Origin of the sequence: Pseudodesulfovibrio alkaliphilus (assembly GCF_009729555.1) — a bacterium.
GTDB classification, from domain to species: domain Bacteria; phylum Desulfobacterota; class Desulfovibrionia; order Desulfovibrionales; family Desulfovibrionaceae; genus Pseudodesulfovibrio; species Pseudodesulfovibrio alkaliphilus.
Window position 1 is genome coordinate 232,002 of sequence record NZ_WODC01000003.1, and the last position, 19,312, is coordinate 251,313.

A 19,312-nucleotide genomic window follows, 5' to 3' on the forward strand; every position below is an offset into this window, starting at 1 on the left:
GGGAAACGCCTCTGTTTCCCCTCTGGCCGTAGGGAGCAAGAGAGGAGGAAGATGGAAGGGCTGCGGTAGCAGGAGGCGGAAAGGAACTGTGATCTCGGAATCTCTTCATGTCCACGCTGGTCACATCATTTTCGACTTCACTTACGGCAGATAGACAATCGGCGGAACGTCGCAGCGCCAGTTCGTCGGGCCGCGCCTCGGGCGAAACCCGGCGGAAGCGGAGTCTTCGACGCTTCCAACTGTTTCGCCAGCGGCCCGACGTTACTGGGGTGCGGCGCGGGAGACCCGATCACAGAAAAAAAGCGCACTTTTTGGGTACTTTTTGGGGCGCCAGCCAAAAAGTACCTCGGCCCGAAGGGACGAAACGCTTCCCAGCAGTCACTTCGGTGACAGAGGAAAAGAAAATTAGAGAAATAGCTTGGCGAATCCGTGGATTACCACGGCTACGGACCTGGAGGGGAAGCGATTGTCCACTATGCCTTTGCCCGGAACGAACAAGGCCCGCCTCAAGGGAGGCGGGCCTGTTGTTTTTTGACGGGATGCGGGGTCGGGCTACTCGTCGTCCAGGTCCGGGCCCATGTCCTGCTCCAGGTCGGAATCGGTTGGGGCGGCGGCGGGGGCTTCCCCGTCATCCAGCTCGGCCGACGGACCCGCGGGCGGCTCCATGTAGCGGGCAAAGACCAGAAAGCCGGTATGGGCCACCATCCGGTCGTCGGGACGCAGGCGGTCGGCCACGGGCTTCCAGCGGCGCACCAGGATTTCCAGCACCTCGGTCTCGGCAAAGGGGCCGGCCTCGAGCCCGCGCAGCAGGTCGCTGACCTGGTTGACCGTTGGCAGCAGAAAGCCGCACATGGCGCCGGGAATAACCGCGCCCGGAATACCCCCCAGGTACTCCCAAGGGGTTCGCACATCCAGAAAAAGCGCGTCCGCGCCCGAGTGCAGAAAACCGTCCTCAATGTTGCGGTTGACCTGCTCCACACGCGAGGCCAGGCCCACGCGCTCCAGATTCTTGCCCGCCAGCTTGTAAAAATCCGCCCGCCGCTCGTAGGAGATGACCTTGCCCGTGTCGCCCACAAACCAGGCCAGAGCCGTGGTCAGGCCGCCCGAGCCGGTGCCGGACTCGATGACCGTGGAGCCGGGGCCGATGCCCAGCTTCATCATCAGATACCCGATTTCCTTGGGGTACATGATCTGGGTCTGGCGTTTCACGCCCTTGATCAGGTCGTGCAGGGTGGGCTTGAGGATGAGATAGGACCGGCCCAGATGCGTTTTGACGTACTGGCCGAATCCGGCCTCGGCCACGTCGTCCATGAGCAGCCTGCCGTCATGGGTATGCACCTCTGCGCCCGCCTCCAGCTTGCGCAGATAGCGTTTGCCCTTGTGGCTGATGAGCAGCACGAGTTGTCCTGGTTCGATCATGTCCTTATGCTCCTGGTGAAAATATGGCTTGGGGTACGGCCCCCGGGCCGCGAAGTCAAGGAAAAGCGCCGCACCCGGCCTGCGGGTACGGCCCATGCCCGACGCACATACCCCTTGCCAGCGCACCGTCCGCCCTGTAGGTTTCATGCAGTGGAGAAGGGCGGGCCGAGGCCGCCGGAGTGGACGGACTCCTTGACATGTGCGCCCTGCTGCTTAATATTGCTCACGTTTTTTTGGAACCACCCCCCGAACCCCTGCGAGGTACGCCCGGCACATGGCATACGCATACGTCTTCGGACCCGTCATGAGCGGGCGGCTGGGCCGGTCCCTGGGGCTGGACCTGCTGGGTGGCCGCGTCTGCTCCATGGACTGTGTGTACTGCGAGGTGGGGGCAACCCGCACCCTGACCCTTGAGCGAAGGGAATACGTCCCGGCACGGGTCATCCTCGACGAGCTGGCCCACTGGAAGGCGCAAGGATTCGAGCCGCCCGAGGCAGTAACCCTGGGCGGTCTGGGCGAGCCGACACTGAACACGGCCCTGCCCGAGGTCATCCAGGGAGCTCGCGCCCTGTTTCCCTCCGTGCCCGTGGCCGTGCTGACCAACGCCACCACCATGATCATCCCCGAGGTACGCCGCGAACTGGCCCTGGCCGACGTGGTCCTGCCGAGCATGGACTCCCTGGTGGAGGCGGAGTTCGAGGCCGTCAACCGCCCCTGCGCCGGGGTGACGCCATCGGACGTGGCCAAGGGGCTTCTTGCCTTCAGGCGGGAGTTTGATGGCTTGATCTTTCTGGAGATTTTGCTTGCCTCGGGAATCAACGATTCCGACGAGAACCTGGGCAGGCTGAAGACTTTCTGCCAGCAGCTCGCCCCTGACCGGGTGGATGTGGTCACACTGACCCGTCCGGGCACGGTGAGGGGAGTCGGCCCCGTGGACGGGGCCACCTTGAGCCGCTGGCGCAAGGCGCTCGGCGCGGGACAGGCCCGTGTCGGGGAACGGAAGGAGCCCACACACGCCACGCTGGACACGACGCGGACACGCGAGTTCGTGCTCGCCTCCCTCGTGCGCAGGCCCCAGACCGTTGCACAATTGGCCCAGGCCCTGGGCGCACCCCGCGAAGCGGTGCGTACGGCCGTGGAGGCCCTGGAACAGGCGGGCGAGATCGTTGCCCGCGCCGACCGGGGCGAACTCTGCTACCACGGCTCGGGGCACGTCCTTGAAGACGCCAAAAAGGACTCGCCAAAGCCTTGAATTATTTCATACATTTTTTGACACGAGGATTTTATGACCGACAAGAAGAAACGGCAAAAGATGTTCATCTCCGTACTGCCGGGAGAACAGGTGGAGGTGGTCATCGCCGAAGAGGGCAAGGTCAACGAGTATTACGTTGAGATGGTCCATCAGGCCAAGACCAAGGGCGACATTTACAAGGGCTACATCCACAACATCGACAACGGATTGCAGGCCGCCTTCATCAACTACGGGGCCGAACGCAACGGTTTTCTCCAGATAGACGAGGTCCACCCCGAATACTACATGGGCAGCTATCCCATGAAAAAGGGGGCTCGCTACCCGCTGATGCAGAAGGTGCTCAAGCCGGGCCAGGAGGTTCTGGTCCAGGTGGTCAAGGAGCCCACGGGCAAGAAGGGCGCGTTTTTGACCACCTACCTCTCGCTGCCCGGCCGCAGCTTTGTCTATACCGTGGGCCGCAGCCAGATGGGCGTGTCGCGCAAGATCGAGAACGAAAAAGAACGCGAGCGGCTCAAGAACGTCATCGAGACCTTCCCCACCACCGAAGGCGTGGGGCTCATCGCCCGAACGGCCGCCGTGGGCCAGGCCAAGGCCGCCCTCGAACGCGACTTCAAGTACCTTAACCGGCTCTGGGAGGACATCCGGGCCAACGCCCAGAAGGTCAAGGCCCCGGCAATGGTCTACCAGGAGCTGGGGTTGGCCGCCCGCGCAGTGCGCGACTACCTGACCCTGGACGTGACCGAGGTCTGGGTGGACGACAAGGACACCTACGAGCAGGTCAACCAGTTCGTCAAACTCGCCTTCCCCCGCAAGAACAACCTGGTCAAGCTGCATGAGGACGCGGATTTGAGCCTGCTTGAGCGCTTCAACCTCGTCAAGCAGGTGCAGGAGATATACTCCCGCGAAGCATCCATGCCCTCGGGCGGGCGGCTCGTTTTCGACGCCACCGAGGCCCTGACCGCCATCGACATCAACTCCGGCAAGATCGGCGGCGAAAAGAATTTCCAGAAAATGGCGCTCAAGACCAACATGGAGGCTGCCTGCGAGATTGCCCGCCAACTGCGTCTGCGCGACATCGGCGGCCAGGTGGTCATCGACTTCATCGAGATGAAGAACCCCAAGGACTGCCGCGAGGTGGAGAAGGTCATGAAGGCCGAGATGAAGAACGACAGGGCCCGCACAGATGTCAGCCGCATCTCGCCCTTTGGCCTCATGGAGCTGGTGCGCCAGCGCCTCGGCTCCTCGGCCATCGCCATCTCCACCGAGCCCTGCCCCTGCTGCAAGGGCACCGGCATCCGGCGCAACATGGAGTGGCAGGCCATGCAGGCACTGAAAGACATCCACCGCGAAGCCCGCAAACCCGGCAACGAGATGGTGGACTTCACCTGCGAGGAGGAACTGGCCATCTATCTGCTCAACAACAAGCGTGGCGTTCTGGCCGACCTGGAGAGCCGCTACGGCAAGCGCATCCATGTGGATATCGAGTACGAATACGACGAATAGTCCGGCTGTTGCAAAATGTCCGGCTGCGGCGTTGCTTCAAAAGGGTCACGAGCCCGCAGAACAGCGCATTTGGGCATCGGCCTTGACCTTTTTTCGCGTCTGTCGCTGCCGCCCTGACCCGCAGGGTTCGCCGAAGACGGCTCATCAACGGCTCAAGGCGGCACTCGAACCTTTTTGAACAGACTGCTTGACCCCTTCCGGGATCAGATTGCGAGCCCGGCCATGCAACCGGAAAGAGACATGAAACGCCTTCTCCTGCATATCTGCTGCGGGCCGTGCGCCATCACCACGCTGGGCACCCTGCGCCATCAGGGTTTCGAGGTCACGGGGCTGTTTTACAACCCCAACATCCATCCCCTGACCGAGTATGTCAAACGGCGCGACGGATGCCTTGAGGTGGCCGGACGGCTGGGCGTCAAGGTCATCGTCAAGGACGACGAGTACGACCCCAAGGCGTGGTTTCGCGACATGGCCCACCGCGAGGCCAACCGCTGCTTTCTCTGCTATGCCCGCCGCCTGGAGCGCACCGCGGCCATAGCCGAAAAGGGCGGGTTCGACGGCTTTTCCACCACCCTGCTCTATTCCAAACACCAAAACCACGAGACCATCGCCGACCTGGGCCGGGACATGGCGCGCAAGTCCGCCCCCTTTGTCTACCACGACTTCCGCCAGGGCTGGAGCGAGGGCATCGAGACATCCAGGGAGTGGGGCATCTACCGCCAGCAATACTGCGGCTGCCTCTACAGCGAAAACGAACGCCACGCCCGGCTGCTCCAGGGGCCGAAGAGGCAACCCGGCGGCAAGGGGCCGAAGCAGCGAGGAGAGCAATGAACCGCCGCGACCTCGCCCTCGCTCTCTTCGTGGCCGTCACCGCGGTCGAAGGGCTGGCCCACGGCCTGATCCTGAACACGCCTGACGCCTGGACCACAGGCGTCCTGGCCCTCGTCGTCTTCTCGGCCTTGAGCTGGATGGCCCGCCAGGGGCGTCCCGTCCCCCTGTGGACCGTGGTGCTGGTCATGCTGATTACGGCCACGCGTCATCTCATGGCCGGGGCCATCCTCCTGCTGGCCGAGTCCGACCCGGCCGGTCTGGGCGGAACCGGGACGGGGATCCTCCGGCTGGCGGCCGGGGCGGTCCTGGTATGGGCCGGGCTGACCGTCTTCCTGGGCCGGCACCGGCAGGACGACCATGGGTAGGATCTACGGCGAGGACGTGCCCACCCGCCCGGCCTTTCCCGACGCGGTCGGCAAGGGCCGCAGGAAGGCAGGAAAGCAGGACGGGGACGGCCCCAAAGGAGCGCCCTCCGATGAAAAAGGACTGCTCCTCTACATCCATGTCCCCTTCTGCCGCTCGCGCTGCCACTACTGCACCTTCCACTCCCAGGCATTCAACCAAGTCACCTTTGCCTGGTACCACAAGCTGCTGCTTGAGGAGATCAAGCTCTGGGGAGCGCGGCTCAAGAGGCCCAAGCTGCGCACCGTCTATTTCGGCGGGGGCACCCCGAGCCTGATCCCCCTTTCCCATCTTGCGCAGATCATGCAGGCACTGGACAAGTCCTTCGACTTTGGCCCGGCCATGGAGGTGACTCTGGAGGCCAACCCGGACTCGGCAACGGATGTCAGCTATTTCCGGGCACTGCTCTCCATGGGCGTCAACCGCCTCTCCCTTGGAGTGCAGAGCCTGAGCGACGCGGACCTGCACGCCCTGGGCCGCCCCCACTCGGCAGCCATGGCCCACGCCGCCTACACCAGCGCCCGTCAGGCCGGGTTCGGCAACATCGGGCTCGATTTCATCTGGGGGCTGCCCGGCCAGCGGCTCAAGGGCTGGGTGGACCAGCTTGCCGTGGTCACGTCCATGCGGCCCGAGCACATCTCGGCCTACAACCTGACCCTGGAACCGGACACGCCCATGGCCGCCCTGTGCGCCGAGGACGGCCCCCTGACCCTGCCGCCCGACAAGGAGCAGGGCCGCATGTTCGTCTACGGCGCGGAATACCTCGAATCCATGGGCTACATGCACTACGAGGTGTCCAATTTCGCTCGCATGGGATTCGTCTCGGCCCACAACTCCGGCTATTGGAGCGGGGCCGACTACCTGGGCCTGGGGCCGTCGGCCGTGTCCACCATCGGGCGTCGCCGCTTCGAAAACCCGCGTTACATGGACGAATACGACGCCTATGTGCGCGGCGGGCTGGTGGGCCGCGAACACGAAACCCTGACCGACACGGACCTGCTGCGCGAGATGGTCATGCTCTCCCTGCGCACGGCCAAGGGGCTCGACCTCAAGGAGTTCCGCAAACGCGCCGGATTCGACATGATCAAGCGCCACGAACGGCTCATCGCCGCCCTGCACCGCGAAAACCTCGTACGCATCAGCCACGGCTTTCTGCGCCTGACCAAGAACGGCATGCTCGTGTCCAACGTCATCATCCGCCGTCTTGCCTTTGACGGGGAGTAGTCCGCCCGCGAACGGCAGACATCCGGTTGCGCCCCGGGCCGTGTCGGGGTAGACGTAGGGTCGTTTGCACCCGGCCCCTGCGACGAGGAGAACCCATGCACATAGCCATACCCAAGGTCCCCGGCCAGTCCCCCAGGGAAAAAATCATCCGCGCCCTCGCCCTGGTCCTGATCTTCGCCCTGGTGGCCTGGGCCTTTGTCAAGAACAACGAGCGCGTGCTGGACACCCTCAGCCGCCAGGGCACGGTCTATGACGAAACCGGCATCCTCACCGAGGAGCAGCGCAAGTTCATCGTCTCCTTTGCCCGCGCCCTCAAGGAGGAGTTCGGCATGAGCTGCCGGGTGCAGATTTTCGGCGGCGACTTTGTGGTCCCTGCGCTGGACGCCAAGACCATGTACATGGGTCTGGCCCCGGCCATCGGCAGCGTGGAGCTGCGCTTCCCCCCCATGATGAGCCGCGCCCTCGGCGCCGACTTCATCGAATCCCTCAAAACGGAGTCTCTCTTGCCCGCACTTGCCACCGACGAATGGCCCATGGAAATCCAGATGGCCCTGGCCGCCATCTACGAAAAACTGACCGGCCTTGAAGGAGACGAGCCCGGTGAGTAGCCGCGTGACCATATACACAGACGGCTCCTGCCTGGGCAATCCCGGTCCGGGCGGCTACGGCGCAGTCCTCATCCACGGCGAGTACAAGGGCATGAACGCCCCCAACTACAAGGAACTCTCCCAGGGCTATCGCGACACCACCAACAACCGCATGGAACTGCGGGCGGTCATTGTCGGCCTCTCGACCCTGACCCGCCGCTGCGCCGTGGACCTGTGGACCGACTCCAAATACGTGCAGGAGGCCATCACCAAGGACTGGATCGGCAACTGGCAGCGCAACGGCTGGAAGACCGCAGCCAAGAAGCCGGTCAAGAACCAGGACCTCTGGCAGCGGCTCATCCCGCTGATCGAGCGGCACGATGTCACCTTTCACTGGGTCAAGGGCCATAGCGGCCATCTGCTCAACGAGCGCTGCGACGTTCTGGCCCGCACCGCCGCCGCAGGCCAGAACCTGCTGGACGATACGGCCCCGTAACCCTTCTCGCCATCATCGCCACGCCAATGAAACACGCCGACGCGAGGGGATGGCGTCGGCGTGTCCGGCATCCCCTGTCAAGCGGACTTCTTCGCCCTATGCACTCCTTTCCTGTCCTGCCGCGCCCGTTTTCCGTTCCTCTCCAAAACCCGTGTTATCCAGCCGTCATTCAAGCCTGCTCCACGCGGGCCAAGACAACACAAGGAAAAGGAGACTGCCCATGAGCGAAAAACAGGGGCAACACATCGGTGACGATCAACTGATCTACGGGATGCCCAGGCGGATGGTCAGGGTCTCGACGGAAGAGAACTTGGCAAATGCCAGGAAAGCCCAATCCTCAAGAGAAGCAAGGAAATTCGACCACAAAGGGGACTATTACTGGACTGTTCCCAAAGCAGAATGCCTGTGAGAAATGCCATGCAATGGCTGGCAAGGAATTCATGGAGGAACCTGAACGGCCCCACCCTCACTGCAAGTGCGAAATCAAGAAACATCCGTTGCAAAAACCCAAGCGACATATTAATGGCACTTTATCCACCCATGAGTGGAGCAGGTTTAAGGGAGGCAAGCACGTTCTCGTTCGTCTGAAAGGTGTCTGGGGCGGTGCGACTACTGGCGTTTGGCTCGAAGTTAATGGTGAATCCAAAGGGAATTATGCTTGTCCACCTCAAGCCTCGCACACGATCAATTTGACCAGCGATGAGGATGCACCTGTCATCTGGAAAATTCGGTTGGTGGGTCATGGTTCTGACAACATTCAAGTCAACTACACGATCATTTATGAGGATTGGGATGGCTAATACAATGTCCTGTGTTGCTCTCTCTTTACTCCTCGTTTTCGTTTGCACAATACAGGCGCTCGCATGCGACCTTCATCTCTCCTGTGAAGATATTGAAAGTATCGTGGTGAGCAAAGGACGAGATTATCTTGACGGAGGAAAAGAAAAAAGGGTCTTTGTGGCATGCGTTGATTTGGATGTCACAAAGACCTCTCTGAAGGAGTTTGTTGCCAACTGTCATGATGACTCAATTACGGTGCGAACGGGATATGCTGTTATCGTCATCCCAAAGGACGAGTTTCCTTCTGGAGGAGAATGGTTCTGTGTCGTGCACTCAGTGCCAGAGGAGGCTCTTGATACCGCAATGAAGATGTGCCCGGACAAAGTGAAATCGTATCTTCCATAAGCTGATTCGCACAGGGAGCCGTTGGCAGATATCCAACGAATTGCAGAACCTGAAGCGGCTGAAAAACCTTGTGCTGATGCTGGATATGCGGGCGAGGGTCCGCGAATCGCAATTGAAAGGAAACGCCTCACCCCTCGCCGCGCAGGGCCTGGATGGGGTCAAGCCCGGCGGCCTGGCGGGCGGGCTTGAGGCCGAAGATCAGACCCACGGCCTGGGAGCCGGCCAGGGCCAGGAAGAACGCCTTCCACGAAAACTGGATGGTCAGGATGTCCAGGCGCGTCAGGAACTGGCCGAGCCCCAGACCGAGAAACAACCCGAGCACCCCGCCCAAGAGCGTCAGGGCGCACGCCTCCACCAGGAACTGCCACATGATGGCCGAGCCACGCGCCCCCAGCGCCTTCTTCAGCCCTATCTCCTCGGCCCGCTCGCTGACGCTGATGGAAAACAGGTTGGCCAGCACGAACCCGCCCACCAGCATGGCGATGGTGGCTGTCACCCCCAGGAAGATGGACAGCCCGCCCTTGAACATGCTTAAGAATTTCAAGATCTCGTCAGCCGTCAGGATGGTGAAGTCGTCGTCCGCCCCCGGCTCCAGGCGGTGCAGGTCGCGCAGCAGCGAGCGCAGGTTCTCCACATGCGCCTCCATGTGCTCGGGCTCGTAAAACTTGACCCGCAAGGCGCGAAAATAGTTCCGGTCCAGATTGTACCGCTGGAGCAGGGTGTTCAGCGGAATGACCACGCGGCTGTCAATGTCGCCACCGCCCCCCGTGGCAACCCCGCGGTAGGACAGCTTGCCCACCACCTGATACGGGACGTTGTTGATGAACACCACCCGGCCCACCGGGGACTCGTCCCCGAACAGCTCCCTGCTGGGCTTGTCGCCAAGGAGCACCACCTTGGCCCCGACCGCCTCGTCCTCGGCCGTGAGGTCTCGGCCCTCGGCCAGCGGCCAGTTCCAGGCCAGGGCGTAATTCTCTGTGGTGCCGATCACCTGCACGTCCTGGGCGTTGCGCCCGCCCGCCTTGACCGTCTGCCCCCCCATCGAGCGCATGGGCAGCACCGCCCTGACACCCGGCAGCGAATCGCGCACCTGCCTGACGTCGTCGCGGCTCAGGGTCATGGTACGCATACCCACGGCACGCATCATCACGTTGCCGCCAAAGACCAGCGCCGCGTCCGGCCCGAACATCTCCACCATCTCCACGGCCCTGCGGTTGGCCCCGTCCACCGCCGTGACGATCAGGGTCAGACTCGCTATGCCAAACGCCACGCCCAATACCACGAAAAACGAACGCAGCTTGAAGGACCATACAGCCCCCAAGCCCATGCCCGCCACCCGCGCGTGTAATCGTAGTGCCTTCATGCTGTGTGGTGCCTCTCCCCTTCCCCCCTGAACCCCCCAACCCCTCTCCCTTCCGAAATTTTTTGGCGGCGCATGTGCGCGGGAGGGGGCGATCGTTCAAGCGTCCGTCATGCCAAAACAATTGCTACTTCTTAACCCAAACCCCGTTTCCGGCGCGCCCGCCCGGAAACAAGCCTGGGGTCCAGGACAGCGCCCTGGTCCCCAGGAAGGGGCCGCCGGAGGCCTCTCCCTCACCCAGCCGCCCCGCGCCTCACGTCTTCCGCGATGCGGCCGTCGTGCAGCTTGATGACGCGGTCTGCCTCGCGGGCCACGTCCTCGTCGTGGGTGACGATGACGATGGTTTTGCCGGTCTGGTGCACGGTATGGAAGAGCTTCATTATTTCCACCGAGGTGGCGGAGTCGAGCTGGCCGGTGGGTTCGTCGGCCAGGATGATGTCGGGTTCGTTGAGCAGGGCGCGGGCCATGGCCACGCGCTGCTGCTGCCCGCCGGACAGGCGGGAGGGTTTGAAGTCCATGCGGTCCTCAAGGCCCACATCCGCCAGCAGGCGGGCGGCGCGTTCCCTGAGTTCCCGGTGCGGTTTGCCGGAGTAGAGGCCGGGCAGGGTCACGTTCTCCAGTGCCGTGGCGTAGGGGATGAGGTAAAAGGACTGGAAGACGAAACCCAGCGCCAGGTTGCGCAGGTCGGACTGCTGGTCGTCGTCAAGGGCGGAGGTTTCGCGGCCCCGCAGGCGGTAGATGCCCGAGGTGGGCCTGTCCAGCAGACCGATGATGTGCAGCAGGGTGGATTTGCCCGAGCCCGAGGTGCCTTGCAGGGCGATGAACTCCCCCCTGGGGACCTCAAGGGTGATGCCCTTGAGCACCTCGATGCCGGGGGCGTCGGCCGTGGGCTTGTTCTCGGCGTTCTGGAAGAACGTCTTGGTGATGGCTTCAAGGCTGATGGCCGTGTCCGCCATGCTAGTTGCCCCTTCCCTTCCCTGCCCCGGAGGCGGGCAGAACCAGTTGGGTGGCGACCACGTCGCCCTCGCTGAGACCGGAGAGCACCTCGCTGGCCTCGAGCCCGACCAGTCCGAGTTCGGGCATGACCTCGCGAGGGGGGCGCCTGGGATCGTCCACCACGAAACAGACCCTGCGGCCGCCCACCCACTTGATGGCGGTATTGGGCACGGCGAGGACATCGCGGCGGGTCTCGACGATGATTTTACATTGGGTGGTCATCTCGGGCCGCAGGAACCCGGCCTGTTCGGCCGAGACCAGCACCAGGGCCCGGTAATAGACGATGTTGTCGCGGATTTCCGGCTCGGGATAGATGGTGTCCACCTCGCCCTCGAAGACCCGTTCGCGGTAGGCGTCCACGGTGTAGCGCACGGGCAGGCCGTGGGCGACGCGGCCCACGTCGGTCTCGTCGATGTATATCCACATTTCCAGGCGCGAGGGATCGATGACCGTGATCAGGTTGGTGACGGAAAGGCCGGAGACGATGGTTTCGCCCTCCTGGGCCGCCACCTGGCTGACAACGCCGTCGATGGGGCTGTGGATGCGGGTGTAGGAGAGCTGGACCTTGAGGGTGTCGAGCCTGGCCTGGGCCGAGGCCACGGCATGGCGGGCCATTTCTGTGTCCTGGATGGCGATGTCCAGGGAGTCCTGGGGCTCGAGCTTCTGGCTGACCAGGCTTTTCTTGCGGGGCAGGTTGGTTTCCATATAGCGCAGTTTGGCAGTCTGCTGGCGCAGATTGGCCTCGGCCTCGGAGATTTGCGAGCGCAGCTCGCGGCTGTCGATGGTGGCGATGAGGTCGCCCTTGCCGACCGCGTCGCCCACCTTGACGGACACGGATTCGAGGACGCCGGTTGCGCGTGCGCCGATCTTGACCTGTGCGCCCACCTGGGACTTGACGATACCCGTGGCCTCGAGAATTCTCGAGACATCGCCGCGGGCCACGGTGGCGGTGCGGATGACCGTGATTTCCTTCTTGGCCGCGCCGCCAGCGAAGAACCATATGCCGCCGCCTGTGATCAGTATGGTCACGAGAATGAAGAGGAATTTTTTCATGGCGTCTGTTTCCTGTTCCCGGGCTTGTTCAGTTCCTGGCGCAACACCTCGGTGAATTCCGGGACCGAGCGTCTCTTGCGGCGCATGAGTATGTCACGAAACGTCGTTGCTTTGAAGGAAAAACCGCAATCCTCACGCAGGGTGACTCCCTGATAGTAGAGGGACTTCGATGGGTACTCCCTACACAAGGGCAGCCGGTCCGCATAGCTTGTGCAATAATTATCTTCGTCCTGCAGGGCGCAGCGGAACACGAGGTGGCCCGCCTCGTCGCGATCAATGACCTCGAAGCGCCGGTAGCGCGGATTGTCCTGACAGAGTCTGCGAAAGGCCCGCTCGGTCTTGATCCAGCGGCCCCTGTCGCGCAGGAGGATGCCGGTGCAGCATTGGCCGCAGACGCCGCACCGGCCCATCACCCGCACCTCGCTGCGCAGGACGATAGAGCGCAGACGGCGCAACAATCCTAGCAACACCCTCGGGCCGCTCAATCTTCTCCCCCCAGCTCGGCTATCCAGCCCCGGACGGGCGGCTCCATGAGGGCGCGGATTTCCTCGAGCCGGGCTGCGGATTCGGCCTCGAAGCGCAACACCAGGGCTCCCTGGGTGTTGGAGGCGCGAACCAGCCCCCAGCCGTCGCCGAACTCCACGCGGGCGCCGTCCATGTCAATGACCCGGTAGCGAGCCTTGAAGTACGCCTGGGCGCGAGCCACCACCTCGAACTTGATGGCCTCGGGGCAATCCATGCGGATTTCCGGGGTGTTGTAGACCGTGGGCCAGTCAGCCAGAAAGGCGGACAGGGGCCGGTCGGCCCGGCTGACGATGGCCGCCAGCCTGAGGGCGCCGAAGGTGGCGTCGTCAAAGCCGTGGTAGCCGTGGAAGAAAAACATGTGGCCCGACATCTCGCCGCCCAGCGCCGCGCCGGTCTCGATCATCCGGTCCTTGACGATGGAATGGCCGGTGACGCACATCTCGGCGCGGCCGCCGTGGGCTTCCACATCACGAAAGAGCAGGTGGCTGCACTTGACATCGGCCACCACGCCCGCGCCGGGCAGCTCGCGCAGCAGGTCGCGGGCATAGATGGCCAGGAGCTGGTCGCCGTACATGAGGCGGCCTGTCTCGTCCACGGCGCCGATGCGGTCGCCGTCGCCGTCGAGCCCCACGCCGAAATCCGCGCCAAACTCCACAACAGCCGCCTTGAGGTCTTCCATGTTTGCCTCCACCACCGGGTCCGGGTGATGGTTGGGAAACGAACCGTCAGGCGTACAGTGGAGCCGGAAGACCTCGGCCCCGGCCTCTTCGAGAATGTCGGCCGTCAGGTCGCCGGCCGCGCCGTTGCCGCCGTCCACCACCACCCGCACCGGCCGGGCCAGGGTGACGCGGGAGAGCAGATCCCCGGCATAGGTCGGGAGGATGTCGTGAAACGAAACCATGCCGGAACCCGAGGGGAAGTCGCCCGCGGCCATGAGGTCGTGGATGACCAGCACATCGCGGCCGTGGATGGTGGAGCGGCCGCTCCAGACCTTGAACCCGTTGTACTCGCTCGGATTGTGGCTGGCGGTGATCATCACCCCTGCGTCAAAACCCAGATGGCGGGCCGCAAAATAAAAAACCGGGGTCGAAACCTGATCCAGGCAAAGCACGTCCAGGCCGGTGGCGGCCAGCCCCCGGGCCATGGCCTGCTGATAGGCGGGCGAGCTTGCCCGGCAATCGTGCCCGACCAGGGCGCGACCGGCTCCGCGCCGGGCAAAGAATGCCCCGCAGGCACGGCCAAGCTCCTGCACCCACGCCTCGTCAAAATCCTCGTCCACAATGCCCCGGATATCGTAGGCCCGAAAAATTCCCTTATTGATTGGCAGCATGCGTCTCCCCGTTGATTTGACGGCAATCCGGCCCCGAGGGGCCGACAGGCGGAACCGTCCGACTCTTCTTGACCTTGCGCCCGATTATGCCTATTCCTGCTCTATTATGAATTGGGATTGGGAAAAACTCCAGAAACAACAACAGGGTCGCCCGGGCGGCAAGCCGCCGGGATTTGACGATTTCCAACAGCACTTTCAGAAATTCAAGAATTTCAAGGTGCCAGGGTGGAAACTCGTCGTTCCTCTCCTCATCGTCCTGTGGATCGCCTCCGGCTTCTATATTGTAGAGCCGGACGAGATCGGCGTGGTCAAACGGTTCGGCGAGTTCGACCGGATCACCACACCCGGGCCGAACTACCACATTCCCTTCCCGGTGGAAAGCGCCGTCACCCCCAAGGTCACGCAGATCCAGCGGCTCGAGTTCGGCTTCCGCTCCGTGGCCCGGGGACTGTTGCAGAGCAACTTCCAGCAGGGGGTCTCCCGCGAGGTGCCCGAGGAGGCGCTGATGCTCACGGGCGACGAGAACATCGTCTCCGTACAGTTCACGGTGCAGTTCATGATCAAGGACGCCCGCGAGTACCTCTTCAACGTGGCCTCGCCCGAGGCGACCATCGTGCACGTGGCCGAGTCGGCCATGCGCGAGGTCATCGGCCGCTCCAGGATCGACGACGCCCTGACCACCGGCAAGCAGGACATCCAGGTGGAAACCCGCGACCTGATGCAGCAGATTCTCGATTCCTACGAATCGGGCATCAACATCGTGGCCGTGCAGATGCAGAACGTGCATCCGCCCGACGAGGTCATCGAAGCATTCAAGGACGTGGCCAGCGCCCGCGAGGACTCCAGCCGCTTTGTCAACGAGGCCGAGGCCTACGAGCGCGACATCCTGCCCAAGGCGCGAGGCGAGGCAGCCCGCATCGTCAACGAGGCCCAGGCCTATACCGAGGCCAAGGTCCGCCGCTCCCAGGGTGACGCCTCCCGCTTCCTGGCCGTGCTCACCGAGTACAACAAGGCCAAGGACATCACCCGGCGACGCCTGTACCTCGAAACCGTGGAGTCCATCCTCCAGAACCCGGATGTCGAGAAACTGATCATGGCCGACGACGCGCTCAAGAAGTCCGTCCCCTACCTGCCCCTGGACAAGCTGCCCAGGCAGGCCACACCCAGCCAGGCCAAGCAATAGGGGGGAGAGACCATGAAACCGATCACCATAGCGCTTATAGCTCTCATTGTCGTCGCCACCCTGGGTCTGACCCAGGTCGTCTTCACCGTGGACCAGACCGAGCGGGCCATCGTCCTCGAACTCGGCCGCCCGGTGGGCGACGTGGCCCTTGAGCCCGGACTGCACTTCAAGCTCCCCGTTGTCCAGAACGTGGTCTTCTTCGACTCGCGCATCCTTGACTTTGACGCCCGGCCCGAGGAGATCACCACCGCTGACAAGAAATACATGAACGTGGACTCCTACACCAAGTGGCGCATCTACGACCCGCTCACCTTCTATACCAAGGTGCGCAGCGTCCAGGGCGCCCAGGCGAGGCTGGACGACATCATCCGCTCCCAGCTGCGCGTGGCTGTGGGCCGCTACACCCTCATCGAGGTGGTCTCCCACAAGCGTCTGGAGATCATGACCGCCGTGACCGAGCGCTCCCGCGAGCTGCTGCGCCCCTACGGCATCGAGGTGGTGGATGTGCGTATCAAGCGCACCGATCTGCCGCCGGAAAACGCACGGGCCATCTACGGCCGCATGAAGGCCGAGCGCGAGCGCCAGGCCAGGCAGTATCGCTCCGAGGGCCGCGAGGCTTCCGCCCGCATCATTGCCGAAGCGGACAAGCAGCGGGCCATCATCCTGGCCGATGCCGAAAAGGAGGCCGAGATCGTCCGAGGCGACGGCGACGCGCAAGCCACGGCCATCTACGCCGAAGCCCTGGGCAAGGCGCCTGACTTCTACGACTTCATGCGCAGCCTTGAGGCCTATCGCAAGAGTTTCGGCGACAACACCCGCTTCATCATGACCCCCGAGAGCCAGTTCCTGCGCCACATGCGGTGACCCGGCTGACATTCGGAACACACCAAGGCACGGCCCGCGCCAAGACGGGCCGTGCCCTGAAACTGTCCTGCCCATCAGATATGCACGGCTTGACAATACCGGGAAATTCTCCCAAAGTGCCTGGGAAGTTTTCGACAACACGATATTTTGACAGCTCCTCATCCACAGCACACCCTCCAAAGGCCGTCTGTCAAAAAATCTCCGAGTGATCCAGAAAAATCATTCTCACGGCTAGGAAACCACGAGTATGCTCCTGGTTGACGGAGCATGAATGCGACAGTCACTGGCTACACAAATGTAGCCACAGGTTCAAAGGAGCCACCATGCCGAAGAAAAAACGTCACTGTGACGAGGCCCAATTGAAATGGTTCGAGGAAGCGCTGGAGCGGATCAAGAAGGCCACAGGCGCCCGCACCCAGGTGCAATTGGCAGAGGTTCTGGATGTCAGGCAGTCAAGCATCTCCGACGCCAAGCGCCGCTGCTCCATCCCGGCCGACTGGTTTCTCAAGCTCTACCGCAGCCACGGGCTCGACCCTGACTGGCTGTCCGAGGGAGTGGAGCCGGTCTATATCAACGCCGACAAGGCCAAGATCCCGGCCGACACCCTGCTGCGCGAGACCCCGGCCCCCTATGGCCGCATGAATTCCCGCGGTCGCGTGGTCCCGGTTTCGACCATGGCCGGAGCCGACAAGGAAAGCGCCGCCTGGGAACCCAATCCCGTTGAGGAACTGTCCGTGCCCGAGTCCTTCTGCCGCCCGAAACTCCAGGTGGTCAAGGTCGACTCCTCGGCCATGGAGCCGGTCATCGGCCGCAGCGCCTTTGTGGGCATCGACCGCGACCAGCGCGAGCACCCGGACGGAGACCTCTGCGCCGTGCACTTTCCCCACCAGGGCCTGGCCATTCGCCGTGTTTTCATGCAGGGCGACAGCTTCCTGCTCAAGGCGGACAACGACAAATACACCGACCTGACCATCCCGGCCGCCGAAATGGACGAGCGCACCGTGGGCCGCGTCATCTGGGTGCTGCAAACCCTGGCTCCCATGTAAGACGGAAGAACCGCGATCCTTTCGGGGCCGGACCGAGCATTCCGTCCGGCCCCGTTTTCCTTTTGTCCATTCCCTGGCCCGTCCCCTTGACGCGGCCATGCTCGCCCCATACTGTCCTGGTATGAATACCAACACCGACACCGGACGCCAGTCGCCCGTCACCGCCCCGGACATCCAGGCCCGCAAAGGCGTGGACGACAAGATCTGCTGCATCACCGCCTACGACTACCCCTCGGCCATGATCGCCGACTCGGCCGGGGTGGACATCGTCCTTGTGGGCGATTCCCTGGCCATGGTGGTCCTCGGCCACAGGGACACCCTGTCCGTGACCGTGGACGAGATGGTCCACCACACCCTGGCCGCCAGCCGGGGCGTGTCCCGCGCCCTGCTCGTGGCCGACATGCCCTTCATGTCCTACGGCACGGTGGAGCGCGCCATGGAAACCGCCCACAGCCTCATGGGCCGGGGCCGGGCCAGGGCGGTCAAGCTTGAAGGCGGCACAGCTGTGGTTCCCCAGATCCGCGCCCTGACCGAGGCGGGCATCCCGGTCATGGGCCATGTGGGCCTGACCCCGCAGCACGTCGCCCGTTTCGGCGGGTTCAAGGCCCAGGGCAAGTCGGTCGAGGCAGCCAGGGCGCTCATCGACGACGCCCAGGCCGTGGAAGAGGCCGGGGCCTTCTGCGTGGTCCTTGAGGCCATGCCCGTGGAATGCGCCCAGCTGATCACCGAAGCCGTGGACATCCCCACCATCGGCATCGGCGCGGGCAGCGTCACCGACGGCCAGATCCTGGTCTACCACGATGTGCTCGGGCTCTTTGATCGCTTTGTCCCCAAGTTCGTCCGACGCTACGCCGACCTGGGCGAGGCCTCGCGTCAGGCTCTGGTCCAGTACTGCGAGGATGTGCGCCGCGGCCGTTTTCCCGGGGACAAGAACACGCTCTACATGCCCGAGGACCAGGTGGCCCAGGTCCGCAAGCTCAAGGTCAAGAAGAAGAAATAGATGTTCTTTGACCTGTCGTGGCCAGTGCTCTGGCATGGGCTGCTTTGGCCGCTCATGCGGCTGACCTTCTTCATCAGTCTCGGCCTGTTTGTGGGTAACCTCATCGAGTCGCTGCACTGGACGCGCCACGCCGCACGGCTGGCCGATCCCCTGGCCCGGCGGGCCCGGCTCAAGGATGTGTCCGCTGCCAGCTTCTCCATGGCCTTCTTTTCCGGCATCACGGCCAACACCATGCTCTCCGAAGCCCACGCCAAGGGAACCATCAGCGACCGCGAGCTGATGCTTTCCAACCTCTTCAACAGTCTGCCCACCTATTTCCTGCATCTGCCCACGGTCTTTTTCATCGCTGCCCCGTTCATCGGAAGCACGGCCGCCGTGTATGTGGGCCTCACCGCAGTGGCCGCCGTGCTGCGCACCGTGTCCATCGTGGTTGCCGGCCGCTTCCTGCTGCCGCCCGTGCCCGAGGGGTGCGTTCCCTGTCGTCTGGACGAGGCCGAGGCCATGCGCGACAAGGGCTCGGCCCTGCGCAAGACATGGCGCCGATTTCTCGAGCGTCTGCCCAGGGTGCTGTACATCACGGCACCCATCTACGCGGGATTCTTTCTGCTCAAGCAGGCCGGACTCTTCTCCTGGCTTGAGCAGTTCATGGCCGGGCAGGTGGGGTTTTTCTCCTTCCTCCCCCCCGAGGCGCTGACCATCGTGGCCTTTCACATGGCCGCGGAATTCACCGCCGGGCTGGCCGTGGCCGGGGCCCTTATCGCCGACGCCGGACTGACCCAGTATCAGATCGTGCTGGCCCTCATGGTCGGCAACATCCTCTCATCGCCCATGCGTGCCTTCCGCCACCAGTTTCCCTATTACGCAGGCATCTTCAAGCCGCGCATGGCGGTCAGGCTCATCGCCTGTAACCAGACCCTGCGGGCGGCAAGCCTGATTCTGGTGGGCGGAGTCTATGCCCTGGTCGCCTGACCGCTGCCCAAAAGACCCACCCCTCACCCCCCTGCCGTCCTGACCATGCACAGGCCTTTCCGCGGTCGAAGAATTGCACAAGAAAAC

The 19,312-nt window shown here is 63.3% G+C and carries 21 protein-coding genes; 15 read left to right on the forward strand and 6 right to left on the reverse strand.

Annotation, left to right across the window (positions count from 1 at the left end):
* Positions 1-552: 552 nt before the first annotated feature.
* Complete coding sequence (locus tag GKC30_RS06545; RefSeq protein WP_155933272.1) at positions 553-1,419, reverse strand: tRNA (adenine-N1)-methyltransferase; 867 nt, start codon at positions 1,417-1,419, stop codon at positions 553-555.
* 274 nt (positions 1,420-1,693) lie between these two features.
* Here GKC30_RS06545 and GKC30_RS06550 point away from each other — a divergent pair, with 274 nt between their 5' ends.
* The 10 genes from GKC30_RS06550 (at position 1,694) to GKC30_RS06590 (ending at position 8,899) form a co-directional block, all read left to right on the forward strand.
* Positions 1,694-2,671 (forward strand): radical SAM protein, encoded by a 978-nt coding sequence (locus GKC30_RS06550; RefSeq protein WP_155933274.1) that lies wholly within the window; start codon positions 1,694-1,696, stop codon positions 2,669-2,671.
* Between the two features lie 33 nt (positions 2,672-2,704).
* Entirely contained in the window at positions 2,705-4,174 is a 1,470-nt protein-coding gene (locus GKC30_RS06555) for an Rne/Rng family ribonuclease (protein WP_155933276.1), read from the forward strand.
* A gap of 240 nt (positions 4,175-4,414) precedes the next feature.
* Positions 4,415-5,005 carry an epoxyqueuosine reductase QueH gene (locus GKC30_RS06560; RefSeq protein ID WP_155933278.1) on the forward strand — a complete coding sequence of 197 codons (591 nt, stop codon included), beginning with the start codon at positions 4,415-4,417 and terminating at the stop codon, positions 5,003-5,005.
* Entirely contained in the window at positions 5,002-5,370 is a 369-nt protein-coding gene (locus tag GKC30_RS06565; protein WP_155933280.1) for a hypothetical protein, read from the forward strand. Before GKC30_RS06560 ends, GKC30_RS06565 begins: the two co-directional genes overlap by 4 nt.
* Positions 5,363-6,631, forward strand: coding sequence for a radical SAM family heme chaperone HemW (gene hemW, locus GKC30_RS06570; RefSeq protein WP_155933282.1), 1,269 nt, complete (start codon positions 5,363-5,365; stop codon positions 6,629-6,631). The genes GKC30_RS06565 and hemW overlap by 8 nt, the downstream gene beginning before the upstream one ends.
* A gap of 95 nt (positions 6,632-6,726) precedes the next feature.
* On the forward strand, positions 6,727-7,239 hold the full coding sequence (locus GKC30_RS06575; protein WP_155933284.1) for a hypothetical protein: 513 nt from the start codon (positions 6,727-6,729) through the stop codon (positions 7,237-7,239).
* On the forward strand, positions 7,232-7,714 hold the full coding sequence (gene rnhA / locus GKC30_RS06580) for a ribonuclease HI (RefSeq protein WP_367614011.1): 483 nt from the start codon (positions 7,232-7,234) through the stop codon (positions 7,712-7,714). The genes GKC30_RS06575 and rnhA overlap by 8 nt, the downstream gene beginning before the upstream one ends.
* Positions 7,715-7,934: 220 nt before the next feature.
* On the forward strand, positions 7,935-8,123 hold the full coding sequence (locus GKC30_RS14980) for a hypothetical protein (protein WP_231117068.1): 189 nt from the start codon (positions 7,935-7,937) through the stop codon (positions 8,121-8,123).
* A 13-nt stretch (positions 8,124-8,136) separates the two neighbouring features.
* Positions 8,137-8,514 (forward strand): hypothetical protein, encoded by a 378-nt coding sequence (locus GKC30_RS06585; RefSeq protein WP_231117069.1) that lies wholly within the window; start codon positions 8,137-8,139, stop codon positions 8,512-8,514.
* Complete coding sequence (locus GKC30_RS06590) at positions 8,507-8,899, forward strand: hypothetical protein (protein WP_155933288.1); 393 nt, start codon at positions 8,507-8,509, stop codon at positions 8,897-8,899. Before GKC30_RS06585 ends, GKC30_RS06590 begins: the two co-directional genes overlap by 8 nt.
* A 127-nt stretch (positions 8,900-9,026) precedes the next feature.
* Here GKC30_RS06590 and GKC30_RS06595 read toward each other — a convergent pair whose 3' ends face one another.
* From GKC30_RS06595 to GKC30_RS06615, 5 genes are all read right to left on the reverse strand, one after another.
* Complete coding sequence (locus tag GKC30_RS06595; RefSeq protein WP_155933290.1) at positions 9,027-10,262, reverse strand: ABC transporter permease; 1,236 nt, start codon at positions 10,260-10,262, stop codon at positions 9,027-9,029.
* A 230-nt stretch (positions 10,263-10,492) separates the two neighbouring features.
* Positions 10,493-11,215 (reverse strand): ABC transporter ATP-binding protein, encoded by a 723-nt coding sequence (locus GKC30_RS06600; RefSeq protein ID WP_155933292.1) that lies wholly within the window; start codon positions 11,213-11,215, stop codon positions 10,493-10,495.
* A 1-nt stretch (position 11,216) separates the two neighbouring features.
* Complete coding sequence (locus GKC30_RS06605; RefSeq protein ID WP_155933294.1) at positions 11,217-12,308, reverse strand: efflux RND transporter periplasmic adaptor subunit; 1,092 nt, start codon at positions 12,306-12,308, stop codon at positions 11,217-11,219.
* On the reverse strand, positions 12,305-12,793 hold the full coding sequence (locus GKC30_RS06610) for a YkgJ family cysteine cluster protein (protein WP_155933296.1): 489 nt from the start codon (positions 12,791-12,793) through the stop codon (positions 12,305-12,307). The genes GKC30_RS06605 and GKC30_RS06610 overlap by 4 nt, the downstream gene beginning before the upstream one ends.
* Positions 12,790-14,163 (reverse strand): phosphomannomutase/phosphoglucomutase, encoded by a 1,374-nt coding sequence (locus GKC30_RS06615; protein ID WP_155933298.1) that lies wholly within the window; start codon positions 14,161-14,163, stop codon positions 12,790-12,792. The genes GKC30_RS06610 and GKC30_RS06615 overlap by 4 nt, the downstream gene beginning before the upstream one ends.
* Positions 14,164-14,269: 106 nt before the next feature.
* Between GKC30_RS06615 and hflK the strand changes: the two genes are divergently transcribed.
* The 5 genes from hflK to GKC30_RS06640 all read left to right on the forward strand — a co-directional run bounded on the left by hflK (position 14,270) and on the right by GKC30_RS06640 (position 19,225).
* The gene (gene hflK / locus GKC30_RS06620; RefSeq protein ID WP_155933300.1) at positions 14,270-15,346 is read left to right on the forward strand and encodes an FtsH protease activity modulator HflK; all 1,077 of its coding nucleotides are present in this window, start codon (positions 14,270-14,272) and stop codon (positions 15,344-15,346) included.
* 12 nt (positions 15,347-15,358) lie between these two features.
* A complete protein-coding gene (gene hflC / locus GKC30_RS06625) occupies positions 15,359-16,210 on the forward strand; it encodes a protease modulator HflC (protein ID WP_155933302.1) in 852 nt (283 codons plus the stop codon).
* A 323-nt stretch (positions 16,211-16,533) separates the two neighbouring features.
* Entirely contained in the window at positions 16,534-17,256 is a 723-nt protein-coding gene (locus tag GKC30_RS06630; protein WP_155933304.1) for a LexA family transcriptional regulator, read from the forward strand.
* 121 nt (positions 17,257-17,377) lie between these two features.
* Positions 17,378-18,256: a 3-methyl-2-oxobutanoate hydroxymethyltransferase gene (gene panB, locus GKC30_RS06635; RefSeq protein WP_155933306.1), complete on the forward strand. Its 879-nt coding sequence runs from the start codon at positions 17,378-17,380 to the stop codon at positions 18,254-18,256.
* Positions 18,257-19,225, forward strand: a complete 969-nt coding sequence (locus GKC30_RS06640) for a hypothetical protein (protein ID WP_155933308.1) — start codon at positions 18,257-18,259, stop codon at positions 19,223-19,225. It abuts the gene before it with no gap.
* Positions 19,226-19,312 lie beyond the last annotated feature (87 nt).

What these genes read in the sequence shown, in the direction of transcription:
- GKC30_RS06545 (WP_155933272.1), bottom strand. Translation starts at nt 1,419, where the DNA reads ATGATCGAACCAGGACAACTCGTGCTGCTCATCAGCCACAAGGGCAAA.
- GKC30_RS06550 (WP_155933274.1), top strand. Translation starts at nt 1,694, where the DNA reads ATGGCATACGCATACGTCTTCGGACCCGTCATGAGCGGGCGGCTGGGC.
- GKC30_RS06555 (WP_155933276.1), top strand. Translation starts at nt 2,705, where the DNA reads ATGACCGACAAGAAGAAACGGCAAAAGATGTTCATCTCCGTACTGCCG.
- GKC30_RS06560 (WP_155933278.1), top strand. Translation starts at nt 4,415, where the DNA reads ATGAAACGCCTTCTCCTGCATATCTGCTGCGGGCCGTGCGCCATCACC.
- GKC30_RS06565 (WP_155933280.1), top strand. Translation starts at nt 5,002, where the DNA reads ATGAACCGCCGCGACCTCGCCCTCGCTCTCTTCGTGGCCGTCACCGCG.
- hemW (WP_155933282.1), top strand. Translation starts at nt 5,363, where the DNA reads ATGGGTAGGATCTACGGCGAGGACGTGCCCACCCGCCCGGCCTTTCCC.
- GKC30_RS06575 (WP_155933284.1), top strand. Translation starts at nt 6,727, where the DNA reads ATGCACATAGCCATACCCAAGGTCCCCGGCCAGTCCCCCAGGGAAAAA.
- GKC30_RS14980 (WP_231117068.1), top strand. Translation starts at nt 7,935, where the DNA reads ATGAGCGAAAAACAGGGGCAACACATCGGTGACGATCAACTGATCTAC.
- GKC30_RS06585 (WP_231117069.1), top strand. Translation starts at nt 8,137, where the DNA reads ATGGCTGGCAAGGAATTCATGGAGGAACCTGAACGGCCCCACCCTCAC.
- GKC30_RS06590 (WP_155933288.1), top strand. Translation starts at nt 8,507, where the DNA reads ATGGCTAATACAATGTCCTGTGTTGCTCTCTCTTTACTCCTCGTTTTC.
- GKC30_RS06595 (WP_155933290.1), bottom strand. Translation starts at nt 10,262, where the DNA reads ATGAAGGCACTACGATTACACGCGCGGGTGGCGGGCATGGGCTTGGGG.
- GKC30_RS06600 (WP_155933292.1), bottom strand. Translation starts at nt 11,215, where the DNA reads ATGGCGGACACGGCCATCAGCCTTGAAGCCATCACCAAGACGTTCTTC.
- GKC30_RS06605 (WP_155933294.1), bottom strand. Translation starts at nt 12,308, where the DNA reads ATGAAAAAATTCCTCTTCATTCTCGTGACCATACTGATCACAGGCGGC.
- GKC30_RS06615 (WP_155933298.1), bottom strand. Translation starts at nt 14,163, where the DNA reads ATGCTGCCAATCAATAAGGGAATTTTTCGGGCCTACGATATCCGGGGC.
- hflK (WP_155933300.1), top strand. Translation starts at nt 14,270, where the DNA reads ATGAATTGGGATTGGGAAAAACTCCAGAAACAACAACAGGGTCGCCCG.
- hflC (WP_155933302.1), top strand. Translation starts at nt 15,359, where the DNA reads ATGAAACCGATCACCATAGCGCTTATAGCTCTCATTGTCGTCGCCACC.
- GKC30_RS06630 (WP_155933304.1), top strand. Translation starts at nt 16,534, where the DNA reads ATGCCGAAGAAAAAACGTCACTGTGACGAGGCCCAATTGAAATGGTTC.
- panB (WP_155933306.1), top strand. Translation starts at nt 17,378, where the DNA reads ATGAATACCAACACCGACACCGGACGCCAGTCGCCCGTCACCGCCCCG.
- GKC30_RS06640 (WP_155933308.1), top strand. Translation starts at nt 18,257, where the DNA reads ATGTTCTTTGACCTGTCGTGGCCAGTGCTCTGGCATGGGCTGCTTTGG.